Source organism: Sulfitobacter sp. JL08 (assembly GCF_003352045.1).
GTDB lineage: Bacteria > Pseudomonadota > Alphaproteobacteria > Rhodobacterales > Rhodobacteraceae > JL08.
This window is the reverse complement of record NZ_CP025815.1, coordinates 2,376,252-2,391,850: the sequence shown is the minus strand read 5'-3', so window position 1 is coordinate 2,391,850 and position 15,599 is coordinate 2,376,252. Positions and strand designations below refer to the sequence as shown.

14 protein-coding genes are annotated in these 15,599 nt (G+C 56.2%); 4 read left to right on the top strand and 10 right to left on the bottom strand.

Going from position 1 to position 15,599, the window contains the following annotated elements; translation table 11 throughout:
- Positions 1-211: 211 nt before the first annotated feature.
- The 3 genes from C1J05_RS11745 to C1J05_RS11735 all read right to left on the bottom strand — a co-directional run bounded on the left by C1J05_RS11745 (position 212) and on the right by C1J05_RS11735 (position 4,182).
- Positions 212-892, bottom strand: a complete 681-nt coding sequence (locus C1J05_RS11745) for a MarC family protein (protein ID WP_114870401.1) — start codon at positions 890-892, stop codon at positions 212-214.
- Between the two features lie 392 nt (positions 893-1,284).
- Positions 1,285-2,280 carry a class A beta-lactamase gene (bla, locus tag C1J05_RS11740; RefSeq protein ID WP_114872290.1) on the bottom strand — a complete coding sequence of 332 codons (996 nt, stop codon included), beginning with the start codon at positions 2,278-2,280 and terminating at the stop codon, positions 1,285-1,287.
- Between the two features lie 225 nt (positions 2,281-2,505).
- Positions 2,506-4,182, bottom strand: coding sequence for an amidohydrolase family protein (locus C1J05_RS11735; protein WP_205388935.1), 1,677 nt, complete (start codon positions 4,180-4,182; stop codon positions 2,506-2,508).
- 225 nt (positions 4,183-4,407) lie between these two features.
- Here C1J05_RS11735 and C1J05_RS11730 point away from each other — a divergent pair, with 225 nt between their 5' ends.
- A complete protein-coding gene (locus C1J05_RS11730) occupies positions 4,408-5,484 on the top strand; it encodes an AraC family transcriptional regulator (protein ID WP_114870400.1) in 1,077 nt (358 codons plus the stop codon).
- A 578-nt stretch (positions 5,485-6,062) separates the two neighbouring features.
- On the top strand, positions 6,063-7,013 hold the full coding sequence (locus C1J05_RS11725) for a transporter (RefSeq protein ID WP_114870399.1): 951 nt from the start codon (positions 6,063-6,065) through the stop codon (positions 7,011-7,013).
- A 136-nt stretch (positions 7,014-7,149) separates the two neighbouring features.
- Here C1J05_RS11725 and C1J05_RS11720 read toward each other — a convergent pair whose 3' ends face one another.
- The 6 genes from C1J05_RS11720 to C1J05_RS11695 all read right to left on the bottom strand — a co-directional run bounded on the left by C1J05_RS11720 (position 7,150) and on the right by C1J05_RS11695 (position 12,269).
- Positions 7,150-7,935 (bottom strand): inositol monophosphatase family protein, encoded by a 786-nt coding sequence (locus C1J05_RS11720; RefSeq protein WP_254684587.1) that lies wholly within the window; start codon positions 7,933-7,935, stop codon positions 7,150-7,152.
- 11 nt (positions 7,936-7,946) lie between these two features.
- A complete protein-coding gene (locus C1J05_RS11715) occupies positions 7,947-8,693 on the bottom strand; it encodes an amino acid ABC transporter ATP-binding protein (RefSeq protein WP_114870398.1) in 747 nt (248 codons plus the stop codon).
- Position 8,694: 1 nt separating this feature from the next.
- The gene (locus C1J05_RS11710; RefSeq protein WP_114870397.1) at positions 8,695-9,390 is read right to left on the bottom strand and encodes an ABC transporter permease; all 696 of its coding nucleotides are present in this window, start codon (positions 9,388-9,390) and stop codon (positions 8,695-8,697) included.
- Positions 9,387-10,082: an ABC transporter permease gene (locus C1J05_RS11705; protein ID WP_114870396.1), complete on the bottom strand. Its 696-nt coding sequence runs from the start codon at positions 10,080-10,082 to the stop codon at positions 9,387-9,389. Before C1J05_RS11705 ends, C1J05_RS11710 begins: the two co-directional genes overlap by 4 nt.
- Positions 10,083-10,168: 86 nt before the next feature.
- The gene (locus C1J05_RS11700) at positions 10,169-10,975 is read right to left on the bottom strand and encodes a transporter substrate-binding domain-containing protein (RefSeq protein WP_114870395.1); all 807 of its coding nucleotides are present in this window, start codon (positions 10,973-10,975) and stop codon (positions 10,169-10,171) included.
- Between the two features lie 40 nt (positions 10,976-11,015).
- Positions 11,016-12,269, bottom strand: coding sequence for a cysteine desulfurase-like protein (locus tag C1J05_RS11695; protein ID WP_114872287.1), 1,254 nt, complete (start codon positions 12,267-12,269; stop codon positions 11,016-11,018).
- Between the two features lie 188 nt (positions 12,270-12,457).
- Between C1J05_RS11695 and C1J05_RS11690 the strand changes: the two genes are divergently transcribed.
- Positions 12,458-13,291 (top strand): helix-turn-helix domain-containing protein, encoded by an 834-nt coding sequence (locus tag C1J05_RS11690; RefSeq protein ID WP_114870394.1) that lies wholly within the window; start codon positions 12,458-12,460, stop codon positions 13,289-13,291.
- Positions 13,292-13,447: 156 nt separating this feature from the next.
- On the opposite strand, the gene C1J05_RS11685 is transcribed toward C1J05_RS11690, so the two are convergent.
- The gene (locus C1J05_RS11685; protein WP_114870393.1) at positions 13,448-14,314 is read right to left on the bottom strand and encodes a LysR substrate-binding domain-containing protein; all 867 of its coding nucleotides are present in this window, start codon (positions 14,312-14,314) and stop codon (positions 13,448-13,450) included.
- Between the two features lie 110 nt (positions 14,315-14,424).
- On the opposite strand from C1J05_RS11685, the gene psrA reads away from it, so the two are divergent.
- Positions 14,425-15,552, top strand: coding sequence for an iron-containing alcohol dehydrogenase PsrA (gene psrA, locus C1J05_RS11680; protein WP_114870392.1), 1,128 nt, complete (start codon positions 14,425-14,427; stop codon positions 15,550-15,552).
- Positions 15,553-15,599 lie beyond the last annotated feature (47 nt).

The following is a 15,599-nucleotide window of genomic DNA, read 5'->3' as shown; positions in this document are numbered from 1 at the left end:
TGGACATTGGGCACTCTACACGCGCTTAAGACTCCGGGTTGACCACTCCGAGGACAGAACGGATTTGCGCTGCGCAGGTGCCAAAGTCTAATTTTTTAAGGCCCATCAGATGACTCCTTTCCGAGGGTAAGGCGAAGGCAACGGTACAGGCATCAAGACACCACCCCTTCCCGCTGGTCGATTTAGAAATCACCTACCAAAACGCCCCAAGTCATTTTGTTGCTTCACTAAGTGGGCTAGGGTTCTCTGCGGGTGCGACATCAAAAATGTTGAGCGTGTCGAAACCACCAAGGATGGCGTCGACGGCGATGGTGGCCAGAATGATGCCCATGACACGAGAAATCACTGACGCGCCGGTATCGCCGATTAGGCGATGAACAAAGTTTGCCGCCAGTAGCAAAATAAGCGTAAAAGTGAGCACGAAGACCAGCAGCACTGCCGTAGTTGCCTGCTCAGAAAAAGTGTTTGAACTGTTCTCGGTCAGTATCACAATTGCCAGCATCGCGCCGGGTGACGCGATGGAGGGCATTGCCAGTGGGAAAACAGCCCCTGACAGGTGATCGCGTTCAGCCTCAGCTATTTCGGTTTGGGGCTTTGAATCGCCAAAGATCATGGAAAGCGCGAACAGAAACAGAATGATCCCCCCGGCAATCTGGAACGAACCCAGACGCAGCCCCAGTGTTTCGAGAACCACTTGCCCACCGACAAGGAATGCGAGCAGCACCAGGGTTGCGATAGCGACTGCGCGCAGAGCGAAACGGCGATGCAAATGGGCAGGTACGCTGGCAACAGCAAAAAGATAGACTGGAATTGTTCCGACAGGGTCAATCACCACCAACAGTGTGATGAACTCGCGTAAGAGCGGCAACCAGTCGATAGAAAACAGTGTCATCGCAAACTTTCATGGTTTTGGGTTTTGCAGAGAAATCAGATCAAGCAGCCGCGCTGAACGCGTTCGATTTTAGTGGCGTTCTTGAACATCATATCGAAAGCCGACATTCCTCTGCAATGCATCATCCTTTAAGGGCTCGGTGCGGTTGTTTGCTGCGACTTGCACCTATGACAGCAAAGCGGGACTATTCAGACCTTCGCGACCCTCAAGCCGACACTTGCTTCCGGCCCGTTCCTGCCGTTCATGGGGCCTGATCACTGCTGCGCCGCGGCCCGTCAAACCTGCCGTTCGCTGCGAACGCCATACCCGTCACGGAGGCTGTAGGATAAGTCCGTCAGGGGAAAGGGGAACCTCGGCCATCACTCGATTTGTGCAACAGAGACGTTGCGCATCTATTGGTTCGCTACCGGAGCCAAGTAAAAGTAGTCGAACATCATGCGGGCGATCTCGGCAATTGCCCGATCCCTGTCCGCAACGGGTGTTTCGTTGCTGTTCGTGTACACGGCGATGGCAAACCGTCGACCGTCGGGGAGCGTGATATAACCAACGTCGTTGGCAATTCCGCCTGCGGTTCCGGTCTTGTGTGCGACGAGCGTTCCCTTCGGCATCAGCCCCTTGAGACGGCCGGGGCCGCTGCGCGTGCGCGACATGACTCCCAGCAGGAACTCGCGGCTTTCCGGGCTCATCGCCGTGCCACCGTCGATTGCAAGCAGGAGTTGCAGCATCGCAAGGGGCGTTGCGTGGTCGCGCGGATCCGCCTCGAAGTCCGGATTGGGATCAACCTGAGCCTGCACCAATGCCGGGTTGTTGCTGATGGCCTCAGCGACATCTTCTGGCGTGGCCCCCGGCAAGTCGTAGAAATCCATGAGAATCTCGCGGGTCGTCCGATCGACCCTGATATCGGTGATCCCGAGGTTGCGCAGATACTCGGTCACCGCCGCCGCTCCGCCGGCCAGTTCCATGGAGACGTCGGTCGTAGTGTTGTCGCTTTCCGTGATCATCACCTCGATCAGGTTCGCCACCGAGAGCTGGATCCCGGGATGGGGGAATGTCTCGGCAAGCGCAAATACGCCGGTGACGAACATGTCGGGCGGGACTTCGACCAGTTGGTCGAGACTGAGTTCCCCTCTGTCCACGCGATCCAGAACGGCAGCAGCGATCGCCACCTTGTACGTGCTGGCCATGGCGAAGGTCTCATCACCATTGAACGCGATGACCTCGTTGCCGCCGATTTCCTGCGCCGCGAAGCCTATGCGCCCGGCAAGTCCCGACGCGATCTGTTCGATCGCGGCACCAACGGACTGTCCTTCAGTTGTCTGGCCGTATGCCGGGCCGAAGCAAACCGCCGCGGAAACTGCTACGGCTGTGATAACGCTAAGAAAGTTCATATTTCGTACATCCTTCTGCGAAACGCGCATCGTGATTGTGCCGTTCAAAGTTAAACAAGGCCGGTCGCCCGGCTTCGCGGACAAAATTCAAGCTGAGTGATAACGGCCAAGCCATTACGCTTGCGGTCCCCGATCCTTGTTGCATTATCCGCTCTTTCTGCCCTGCAGGGTCCCCGACGAGTCAGAATGCTGCCGATCCCGTTGCTGCTATGCCGAAGCTCTTTGTCACTGGCAGCAGGGGATGACCCGGGGGTCGTAGGCCGGTTGCGAGGTCGGAATGCCACCGCCGAAATCCTGTGGGACGGCGTAGAAGGCCTGCATCCACGCCTCGACGTCCAGCGGCTCGAACAGGCTTTCCCGCGGCTCGTGGCGGATCGGCTGGCCCGGATTGACGTCGCGCAAGACCTCGCCGCCGTCGACGACCACCGTGCCGTTCACGATCACGAAGGGAATGCCCGAGGACGGCAGGTTGCCCTGAGCATAGGTTGCGTTGTCAGTGACCGTCTCGGGATCGAACACCGTGATGTCAGCGACCATCCCCTCCTGCATCCGGCCGCGCTCCTGCATCGCCTGCAGCCCCGTCAGGCCGAGCGGCCGCGCGGAGTTCCAGCTGAGCTGCGCGAGGCTCTGCATCAGAGGGATCCCGTTCTCGCGCCCCAGGCGCAGCGTCAGCGCGCAGGAGCCGGCCCCGCGCGGGTGAGTGTTGGGCAGGTCTTCGAACGGCGTGTCCCAAGTGATGCTGCCGTCGAGGATCGGCATTCCGTCCGACGCGATTGCCACGTCCGGCATTCGCAGCCAGTCGACGATGGCGCTCTCCGGCATCTTGTAGGCCAGTACGAGCCGTGCGGGCTCGCGGGCGATCATCTCGGCGCGGCTCTCGCGCGTGTACCACTCACCGGTGAGTGCGTCCTGGATGGTCGTCTCGTATTCGTAGCCGAGCTGGTCGACCCAGATCTCCGGCTCGAGGAACACGGCGTTGAGCGCCGTGGAGCCCGCAGCGTAAGGGTAGAGCTCGCCCCAGACGTTCATGCCCTGCCTCCGCATACCCAAGAGCAGTTCGTGCACGAGGTTGTAGCCCGGGTTGTTGAAGTGGCAGGCGATGGCCGGGGCGCCGACCGCGGCGGCGTTCGCCAGCATCTCCTGAATGCCGTTCGACTCGGTGGTGTCGGTGCCGGGCGTGTAGCGGAAATGGAACCCACAGGGCCGCCCGTAGCGCGCGGCGACGCGCTGGATCTCGTACACCTCGCGCGCCGAGGCGCCGTCGCGCATGTAGCCGAGCGTCGAGCCGATGCCGGCGGCCCCCGCGGCGAGGCCGGCGTCGAGCAAGCGCAGGATCTCGTTGCCCTGCTCGAGGTCCGGGCGGGTATGGGACCAACCGGTCTTGTCCGTGCCCCGGTGGTTCAACATCTCGGGCGCATCTTCCGTCGTGATTCCGTCGAGAACATACGTACGCGCCATTTCGTGCGCGGTGGCGCAGCCGTAGTTGATCTGGTTGGCACCGGCGCGTGCGGCGTACCAGCTGTCCACCAGCGGCCCGTGCGTGCCGATCTCGAGATCCATGACGGTTGTGCGCCCATCGAGCAGCGCGAGCTTGTTGCCCATGGGCCGGGGCCAGTGAAAATGCGTGTCGATGAAGCCGGGTGCTACGACATGGCCGCTCGCGTCGATCTGCCGGCCGCCCTCGAGGGGGTCGGTCGTGATGGCGACGATCCGGCCGTCCTTAATGCCGACATTGGCGATCTGATCGAACCCCGTCTCCGGGTCCATCACGCGGCCCCCGCGAAGCACGAGGTCGAACCTCTCCGTCACCTGCGCAACCGCGCTTCCTGCGGTGCTGAGCGCGACCGCCCCCGCCGCCGCCGCCGCATTGAACTCCCGGCGGGTCATATCACTGTTGCTCATGTCTTCGATCTCCCATGACTGCCCTGACCGATCGGGCAAGGCTTAATGATCGCATCAATCTCTGCGCTTGCTTTCGTCGTGAGCGCGATGCGCGCGCCGCCCGATTCTCTTCATTTCTGGTCAGAAAACTAACATGCTCAGGAGGTCAGCTGTTTGCATCTCATGCCAGTGGTGGCATAATCTGGGTCCACGGGGTTAACCTTGGCAGTTGAGAGATCAGAACGGATGAGCAAGGGATCTGCCCCGAAATTCACGCGAGCGATGATGGTTTTGTTTCCACTCGCCAAGGCTTTCACCTCGCGGGGCGGCGATATTGGAGCTGTCCTTGCCCGGAACAGGATTCCCCTCGGCGCGCTGACTGACCCCGCGATGCTGGTTGAAGCGCGCGCCTGTTATTCTGCCATGGAGGATATGGCGGAAACCCTCGGCGATCCATATTTTGGCGCAAAGGTGGCGATCGAAACAGCCATGAAAGGAACACCAGGGCTCTGGCAAGCGGCGAGCCATGCGCTCACCTTGGGAGGTTTCCTCTCCCGCGTGGTCGTGGAGGTCTCGAAGCAAGTTGATAATGTACGGTATTCTATATTCGTTTCACCCGACATTGCGAGCTTTGAGGTTCAGCGCACGATCAGCGTGTCGAAGCCATCAAATCAGCTGGATGCAGTGGGTGTCGCATTCTTTGTAACGGTGATAAAAAAGGGGATCGGCGAAAAGTTCGATCCAAAAGACATCCTCGTCACTGTACCGACCACTGCGGGTCTTCCGCCGGGCTTTCTGCCGAAACAGGCGCTTATTACGTCCGGGATCAACGGCTTGCGGATTTCATTTCCGCCGCAATGGCTTTGGGCGCCGTTCTCGCTGGATTGGAACCTGGTGGACTCGTCACGAGGGGAATTCGGCCCCGATAGCGACGGCAAAGCGACACTATCCTATCTTCGCAGGGTTCTGGTGGAAAACATAGGTCACGATGATTTGTCGCTTGAGCGCTTCGCCAACATATGCGGTCTGCATCCGCGCCGCGTACAGCGCATTCTCGAGGCACAGGGGACTTCCTACAGTCAGGTGAAGGACGACGTGCGCCGGAGCATCACCGAAGATCTCCTGTCGAACACGACCCTACCCATCGCGCAAATCGCCCCTCAGGTAGGGCTCTCCGGCCCGGCAGCCCTCGACCGGGCATTCAGGCGATGGACCGGCAAGACGCCGACGGGCTTTCGGGCCGAAGCCAAATCAGACTGCTCGGATTGCGGAAACGAAATGCCGATCAAGAACCGGCTGCTGACCGGAAAGGGGAGACCTTAGCGCGGTGACCACTCGGCTCGCGCATTTCAGGGCCCTTCATCGCCCAGGCTTCTCGCTCGGCCGAACTATCGAATCAAGTTAAGGAAATCTCTTCGGTCACAAGATCAGCGTTGAGGGGCAGCGCCCAGCCCGCGTTCGAGGTGTTCTGAATGTCAGCTTCATACCTCACAGCTTAGATGGCTCGCTTCTGCGGCGAAGGTCGGCTGTCCGCCCTTCGCAACGAATTCTGTACTCCGGTCCAATGTCGTGGAAGGGCTCAAGGCAGTCATTCGACTGTTCTTCTCTGATGACCGGTTCGTCGCGTTAAGCAGCCGTTCACAAACGGAATTTCGAAGTTTTGGTTCTAAACGACTGCTTTCACCAGGACCGGACGTTCGCGGCGGTGATCAGCCCCACTTGATTGGTCCAGTTTGAATGTTAGTGCATGATTGGCCTGGATGCCATCGGGACGATGGTTTCTGGGGCCGGTGGGCGGTAGCCCAATGCACTGTGGGGTCGTTTGGTGAAAACATCGCAACTAACATTATGCGGCGATCCATGTCCCGCGTCGAGGTCATGCAGGAGTTTTGAACGCACCAATGACAGGACTTTGGAAACTCGGCGTTTTCGCCCTGACGATAGCGGCGCTTTTTCCGGCGTCATATGCCAGTGCTGCAGGTGGCGACGGCCCGCGTGCCTATCAGCTTGTTCCGACCGGCACAAAATCAGGAAGATTCCTGTTTATGTCGCTGGACGGCAACCAAACCTTCAGCCCCGGGGCTGTGCTTCAAAACTCCGACATCAACGTGAATGTTGGCGGCTTCCAGTACACGCAAACCTTTGACGTAAACGGAAACTCGTTCGGGGCTTTCTTTGTTTTATCGGCAGGCTCGGTCGAGGGATCGTTTGATCTTGGTGGTGGCGCCCCCGCACGCCTGACCGGCGATCAAAGTGGCCTTTTTGATTTACAGATTGGCGCAGTCTACGGTTTTGTCGGCTCACCAGCCCTGAACAGTCCGGCCGAATTTGCGTCGCACGAACCGGGGCTACAGATCGGCCTGCTTGGCAAAGCGTTTCTTCCGGTTGGGGCCTATCATTCAGATCAGGTTCTGAACACCGGTGCGAACCGGTATGCGTTCCAGATTGGTCTGCCAACAACTTATGTCATGGGCCAGTCTTTGTTGGACTCCAACCGCTCTACGATCGAAGTGCTGCCTTCGGTTACGTTCTTTGGTGACAACAACACCCCTTTCGGAGGACCCGGCAGCACCGGACAAGACCCGATTTTTACGGTTGAGGCCCATTACACTCGCAATTTTGGCGCGTCGTTTTGGGCATCGCTTGATGCCGTTTACGAATACGGCGGAAAGACATCCACCAACGGCGTTTCCAACGACGACAGGCAGGAAGCTTTTTCAGTGGGTCTGTCAGTGAACCACGTCCTGCCAAGTGGTGTAAACCTGCAAGCGTCTTACGGTGAAGTAATCTGGAACAACAACAATGGCCCCGAGGGAAGCCTGTTGAGGCTTTCGGTCATCACCGTTTTTTAGAGCGTAGAAATACCACCATCAGATAAAGCAGGTTCGGCGGGTGGGGTGGTATTCCAGCGCTGCCGCCGTTCGCGTTGCTGTGTCTACGGTCAAGTCGGAGTACGCCGCATTGGTCACGCGTTGCTTTTCAAGGGCTTCACGTTTTCAGGATCGATACAGCTTCGTCCAGACGGGCGCGATCACCTGCCGCCACGATGTTGCCCACCATATCAAATGTCAGTGCATTTCCGTTCCAGTCAGACACGCATCCACCGGCACCTTCGATAACGGCGGCACAGGCGTAGACGTCAAAGGGGTCCAACCCGCCGTCAATCGCCAGATCGGTTTTGCCGGATGACAAGACCGCATAAGCATAACAGGAGCCGCCATATTGAACGTATTGTGCCCGTTTGCGGATATCTGCAAAGCGGGTCCGTTCGGCATCAGACATGAAATCGGAATTGCTGCACGTCACCAGTGCAGTTTCCATCGATGCGCAGGGACGCACCCGCACCGGGCTGCCGTTATGCTGGGCGAAACGATGTGAAACCCCGACCCAACGTTCTGCGGTTGCCGGATGGTCGATCACGCCAAGAAATGGTTTTCGGCGCCATGCCAATCCGATCAGCGTACCATAAACAGGGATGCCCGCGATAAACGGGGCAGTGCCATCAATCGGGTCGATGACCCAGACAAATTCTGCATCGAGATTTATGTTGTCGAATTCTTCACCCAGAATTCCGTGCGCCGGGTACGTCTTCAGGATCATCTCGCGCAAGGCGGTTTCAACTGCCTTGTCTGTTGCCGTCACAAAAGACGCGTCCGCCTTCAGCGCGACATCCGGCGCGGATTGGCGCGCGTTAAGCAACATGGACCGGCTTTGGTCTGCCAGTGTCTCGGCGAAGGCCATAAAATCGCTGTGCGGGGGCATTTCGGTGGACATTCAGGATACCTTTAATGCGATAAAATTTGGCTCAGGAACAATTTGGTGCGTGCGTTTTTGGGATTGCCAAAAAACTCTTGCGGTTCTGCTTCTTCCACAATCTCGCCGCCATCCATAAAGATCACGCGGTCTGCAACGGAACGGGCAAATCCCATTTCATGGGTGACGCAGATCATCGTCATTCCGTCCTTTGCCAGATCAACCATGACCTCAAGCACTTCGTTGATCATTTCCGGATCAAGCGCCGAGGTCGGTTCGTCAAACAGAATAACTTCGGGGTTCATGCACAGGGCGCGGGCAATGGCCACGCGCTGCTGTTGACCGCCGGAGAGCTGGATCGGGTATTTGTTCGCCTGTTCGGGAATTTTGACGCGTTCCAGATATTGCATTGCAATGTCGCGCGCGGTTTCTTTTTTCGTCTTGCGAACCAGACGTTGGGCCAGCATCAGGTTCTTCAGGATCGTCATGTGCGGAAACAGGTTAAAGCTCTGGAAAACCATGCCAACCTCGCGCCGCACCGCATTCAGATCCTTCAACTGATCGGTCAGTTCGATCCCGTCGATTATGATCGTGCCTTCGTCGTGTTTTTCCAGCCGGTTGATACAGCGGATCATCGTCGATTTGCCCGATCCCGATGGGCCGCATACAACGATACGTTCGCCTTTGGTGACGTTCAGGTTGATGTCGTTCAGCGCTTTGAAGCTGCCAAAATGCTTGCCTACATGCTGCATCTGGATAAGCGGTTGCGTAGATGTCATGTCAGCCTTCCCTTTCGGTGTAGCGGCCAAGGTATCGTTCGATCCGGGCAAGGAATTTCTGAATAAAGAACGTCAGGATCATGTAGACGATCGCCAACGAAACAAAGATTTCGTAGGGCGCAAAGGTTTGCGCGACAATCGTGCGGGCAATGCCTGTCATGTCGGCCAGAGTAATGGTGCTGGCCAGCGCGGTTGATTTCAGCAGGCTGATGATGTCGTTCCCATAGGCCGGCAGCGCCAGTCGCGTGGCAATCGGTGTGGTCAGATACACAAATCTTTGCGTTTTCGACAGGCCAAGCGCCTCACCTGCCTCGAGTATGCCGCGATCCACGCCCAAGACACCGCCGCGCAGAATTTCGGACACGTAGGCCCCTGTGTTCAGAGTCAGCGCCACGATGGCACAGCCGAACGGATCGCGGAATATCGGCCAAAGAATGCTTTCGCGAATAAAGTCCAGTTGCGGGAACCCGTAATATACGATGAAGATCTGAACCAGAATGGGCGTGCCGCGGAAAACGTAGATGTAAACCTGCGCAGGCCAGGACAGGTACCATTTTCCACTGATCCGCATCAGCATCAGCACGATGGCCAGCATCAGGCCCAGAACGGCAGACAGCACCAATAGTTGAAATGTTAGCCCGATGCCCATCAGCATCTTGGGCAAGGCATCCGCAATCAGGGACAGATCAAAGCTCATGAGCTTGCCCTCATGTGGCGCTGCCCATAGCGTTCAAGCGCCATGACGGTCAGTGTAATCAATGTGGAAAACCCCAGATAAATCAGACCGACGACGATATACATCGTAAACGGCTTGCCCGTTGTTCCGATCGCCTGTTTGGCCACGAACAGCGTTTCGTTCAGCCCGATGATCGAAATCAGCGCGGTGTCTTTGATCAGCGACAGCATGTGGTTGCCAAAAGCGGGCAGGGCAAGGCGCCACATTTCGGGCACGCGGACATAGAAGAACGTCTGGAAATTCGACATGCCCAAAGCGTGGGCCGCCTCGATACTGCCGGGTTTCACCCCCAGAAACGCGCCGCGAAAGGTTTCGGTGGCATAAGACCCGACAATCAGCGCAATCGCGATTGTGCCCGCCCAGAAGGGCGGTACATCCAGAAACTTGATCTCGGGGTTGAAGATTTGCGCAATCGCCGTCAGCGTGATGGCCGATCCGAAATACAACAGCAGGATCACCAGAATTTCGGGCGTGCCGCGAAACACAACCGTATATGCCCCTGCGATTTTCTGTGCGACGCGGTTGTCGGACAGTTTGGCCGCGGCCCCGATGAGTCCGAAAATGACCATCAGGACCAGCGAGGCCAGAAACACCTGCGCAACAACGACAGACCCCCAAAAGAAATCATCCCACCATCCTGACAAGACTTCCAATTTTTGCCCTTTCAGTTTCCGGTGGCGCGATATTGTGAAGAGGTAAGGCGGCGCATTGGATCATTGCGCCGCCTTGTGTCGTGGGTTCAGCTGTCGCCCCATTCTTCGTTATGGATCGGGAATGGGAAATACTTCAGCGCATATTCTGTAAGCTTCCCGTCATTAATCAATTGCTTGATCGCACCGTCCAACCGGGCCTTAAGTTCCGGTTGGCCTTGTCTTAGTCCGATGCCGACACCGGTGCCGAAAAACTCGACCTCGCTGATGGCCGGGCTGATGAACTCGAAGCCACTTCCTTCGTCGGTCGCCAAAAAGCGAAGATGCGCCTTCATCGGATTGGTCATGATGGCATCGACGCGCCCGTTGACCAGATCAAGATACAATGGCTCTGATCCGTCATACAGGACGATTTCGGCATCGGGCAGCTTCGCGTTGAACCAGCTTTCGTAGGTCGATGCGCGCTCCAGCCCGATCCGCAAACCGGCAAAATTTTCGGGGATCGGGTTGCCTGACGGATCAAAAAGATTCAGATCCTGATCTGACTTGCCAACGATGCGGCCCACGGAATCCCGGTAGGGGCTAGAAAAATCGATCTTTTCAAGACGGCTTTCGGTGATCGACATCGACGCCACGATCAGATCGAATTTGTTCGCCAAAAGCGCCGGGATCATACCATCCCATTGCTGGCAGACATATTCCAGTTCAGCTCCGATGATCTCGGCCACACCTTTTGCAACGTCGACATCATAGCCCGCAAGTTCGCCCGCATCGGTGCGGTAATTGAACGGGGCATAGGTACACTCCATTCCGACCCGCAATTTTTCAGCCGAGGCCGATGTTCCCAGGGCAATTACGGCAAAGGCCGCAGCTAGTAGTTTATTTACTGTCGTCATTTTCCTATCCTACTCCATGTCAGGGGATGTCCGCCGGTTTCTATCCGGCTTGTGTGACGGTTTTTGAAATCTCTTCCAGCGTACGCTCTACCTCGGATTCAGTATTGTAGTGGGCCAGCCCGACCCGCACGACGCCCTCGTCAATCGGAAGGTTCAGGGCGCGGGCAGGCTCGTATGCGTAATTGTGACCGTGCCAAACAAACATTCCCGCCTGTCCAAGGGCTAATGCAATACGGGCAGGTGGCACATTGGCATGTCTAAAGGACACCGTGGGCACACGTTCGCCAATGCGGTTTGGATTGACGATACCATAGATCGTGACGCCGGGAATGTCCTGTAATCCGGCGATCAGCGTATTGGTCAGCGGCTCTTCGTAGGCGCGGGCGGCTTCATAGGCATGGGCAATCAGGGTACGCCGCGCACCGCTGCCACCGGTCATCCGGCCCAATTCTTCGAAATAGGCGACGGTTGCGGACAGCCCCGCCAAAAGTTCGAACTGCGGCGTTCCCGTTTCAAACCGGTCGGGGCAGTCATCGGACACACAGCGGCCTTTATAGGGGTAAAGACCCTGCAGGATTTCCTTTTTGCCCCAGACAATGCCCATATGCGGGCCGAAAAATTTGTAAGACGAACAGGCCAGAAAGTCACACCCAAGGGATTGCACATCAACCAGATGGTGGGGCGCGAGTTGCACCGCATCGACATAAACCAAAGCGCCGACGTCGTGCGCCACTTTGACCAGCTCCGGCACGTTGTTGATCGCTCCTGTCATGTTGCTGGCAAAATTCAGTGCAACAAGGCAGGTGCGCGGCCCGATGTGTGCGGCAAGATCCTCGGGTTCGACCTGCCAGCTTTCACGATTGAAATCGACCCAGCGGATGTCCAGCCCTTTGTCCTTGGCGATTTCCAGCCATGGGCCGACATTGCCTTCGTGTTCCATGCGGCTGATCACAATCTGGTCGCCGGGTTTGAAATCGTGGCAGATACTGCGCGACATGTGAAACGTCAGCGTTGTCATGCTTTGGCCGATTATGATTTCAGAGGCCGATGCTGCCCCCAGAAAAACGGCCATGTCTTCATGGGCCTGCAACCAGACACGATCAGTTTCGATGCTGGTTCGGAAATTGCCACCGGCATTGCTGGAATGGTTCAGCAGATAGTGTCCAATCGCATCAACAACCGATGCGGGTACCTGCGTGCCGGCCGGGTTGTCCAGATACACCCTGTCCACGTCGCTATCCTGAACAGAAAGCGAAGGGAACAGCGCACGTACTTGCGAAATCGGGAAAGCCATACCCATTCTGGTCCTGCCGTTTTAATGCGATTTTTGCACCCGTTCAAAGTGTCTGCCAAAAACACCCAAAGCCCTATCATCCCAAAGGATGAGACATCGGGCGCGCGCCTGTTTGTGTCTTGCAGCTTGATCGAAAGCGGTTTGTCCCTGTTAATAGGGTGTGACTTTCAGGTTGGGCGTTTCACATCATGAAACACGACACACCGACAGCGGTTTATCCTGCGCTAAGGGATGCGTTGATCATTTCCCTGATCGACATTCTGGGGCGTGACAGTTTCACTCAGGATCTGGCGGACCTGCTGGAAACAAAGTTCGGATACCAACACTTTCATGTGTTCCTGTACCGGAAAAATCTGGCCCCGGCGGTCCTCGCGAATTGTCCCGAGCCTACAGGGTATGAACGGGGGCTGAGAAATTATGTGAACTACACATATGTGATCAATCCCGCCTACCGCGCGTTTCGGACGGGAAAGGAGGCAGGTGTTTATCTGATTTCCGACTTTATCCAGAACGACAGACAAAGCATGATCGATGAACATAACGTCGATGTGCATATCGAAGACACCGAACCCATCGGCTACCGCACGCCGGGATGGCCGAAAAACATGGCCGAGGTCATTGTGCTGATCAACCTGCCGAATGGAACATCTCTGGATTTCAGTTTCATGACACCGCTTGGCAGCCAGCAAACGTTCGAGTGCCAGTCGTCATTGAACAGGCTTTTCCCGATCTTAAACAGCATTTTGTTACGCCAGTTTGATCTGAACCCGTGTAGTTTTGATGCGGAAAATACCGAGTCCGATCAGGAAGACAGGTTTCACGATTTCGGAGGCGAAGCACTGACCGCGCGCGAACAGGAAATCGCACAGATGATCCTGATCGGTCATAGCAGCAGATCAATCTCGCTGAACTTGGGCATTTCGTTGCCCACCGTCAAAACCCACCGCCGCAATATCTACAGAAAGTTGCAGATATCTTCCCAAGCAGAGTTGTTCAGCCTGTTTTTACTGCACCTGAAGTGACCATGAAGCTTGTGTGTCGTATGAACTGGTCGAATGGCTGGAAAACGACCATGTCTTTCCAAATAAAACGGCCGATTTTGATCATCTGACCGGGATCGAAACGGTGCGGTTCAAGCGCGAAACGGAACGTTGAAGCCTCGGGTTTGAGCGGGCTCTTCATGTGTTTTCGCCGTGGACGGCCTCGCAAAACGCACGAACGAGGTGAGAGTGTTTTCGTTCCTCAAGAAATGCCAAGTAGTATTGAGTATTGATCACGGCATCATGGATCGGGATTGCCCGCAGGTTCGGGTGCGGCACGAATTCAAATTCTGCAACAAATCCGATGCCAAGCCCTTGCTCGACAGCCTTCCATATCCCCTCACGACTGCCAATATCCAGTACGACGTCGATCGAAACGTTGTGCTTGGCCAGTGCTTGTTCCATGGCTGTGCGCGTTGTCGATCCGACCTCGCGTTGAATAACCTTTTCGTCCTGCAGTTCGTGGATCGAAATGCTTTCGCGCTCGAAAAACGGATGCTGCACGTTCGCAAAGACGACCACATCATGCGTGCTGTAGGGCTGGGTGATAACGCGCGGATCTGCGTTGACTTCGGCGATCAAACCCACATCAGATTCGTAAGCCAAAAGGCGTTCAAAACTGCGGCGTGAATTGCCAAAGCTGACACTGATGTCGATTTTGGGGTGCCGCGCTTTGAAGGCAACGATCATGTCGGTGGCGTGAAACGGGCCGACAGCCGCAATGCGCAACGATCCTGCATGCAGGCCCTTGAAAGAATTCAGCAAATCCAGCGCTTCCGCCTCACTTTGGTGGAGACGTTTGGTGGCCTGAAACAGTTCCTTGCCCGCAGGTGTAAGTTGCACGTTGCGTCCGATCCGGCTGAACAATTCAACATCAAAGCGGTTTTCAAGCGCCTTCACCTGGGCAGAAAGCGTTGGCTGGCTGATGTTCAACGCGCGCGCCGCAGACGAAAACCCATCGTATGAAGCAACAGCATGAAAGGAGCGTAGGGCATTTGAAAGCATAGGTTCACTCTATAGACCTAATCACTACAATCAATTTGTTAAATATTATCCTCTCGCCCATCCTTTTCACAATTTGAGAGAGTCGTGCGTACTTGGGAAGAGGGCCGGCGATGTGGACGTACCATAATCCAGTCAAAATTACCTTTGGAAACAATGGCTTTTCATCGCTCCCTGGTTTGATTGATGGGCGATCGTATGCGCTGGTGACGTATCCCGATGCGCCCTTTGACGCTCTCGCGCAAAAATTGATCTCGGACACAGGACAGCCTGTGCTGATTATCAGGGACATCGCGCCCAATCCGGACTACAAATTGCTTGAAAAACAAACCGCCAAATTTGCGAAACTGTCTTCTCAGCCGGACGTGATTGTTGCCTTGGGCGGTGGATCGGTGATTGATTCCGCCAAGGCCTTTGCTGCAGCGGCGGGCGATTTTTCAAAAGTGAAACGCTTTCTGGAAACCCAAACGGGTGAAGAAGAGCTTTCTGAAATCCCTATTATCGCAGTACCGACGACGGCGGGTACGGGCAGCGAAGTGACGTGTTGGGCCACGATCTGGGACGAGGAGCGAGGGCGAAAATTCTCGCTTGCCCGCACCAATCTGTTTCCGGAAACCGCCCTTGTTGACCCTATGCTGATGCTGGGAAAACCACATGGCTTGACGATGGCAACAGGGCTTGATGCACTGTCGCATTCGATTGAAAGCATCTGGAATATCAATGCAAACCCTGTGTCGACCCGCTATGCTGTGGCGGCCGCTCGCACTATTCTGGCGGATTTGCCTGCGTTACTGAACGATCTGCAAAACCCCGATTTGCGCAGCCGCATCGCCGAAGCATCGCTGTTTGCCGGGCTGGCGTTTTCGAACACCAAAACCGCCATTGCCCATAACCTGTCTTACCCGATCACATTGGAATGGAAAGTGCAGCACGGCATCGCGTGCTCGTTCACCTTGCCAACGATACTGCGGTCTGTCGTTGGCATCGGCGGGTTTCGTGAGAAAGCACTGAAAGACATCTTTGGAGACGATCTGGTCAAGGGTGCCGACGATCTGACCGCGTTTCTGGCGTCCCTTGGGGTTGGCAGCCAGTTCACAGATCATGGCGTACCGCACAATTCCTGCGCGGCTATCATCGACGAAGCCTTTGCTGGAGAGCGGGGCAAGAATTTCATTGGTTCAAAAGAGAGCTTTCTGAAGGCAGCGCGTGAAACAGGCGTCTTACGCCTTTCACCTGTGTGACTATCAACTTTGTAGGCGCAATTCATTGCGCCCATTTTCAACCTGGG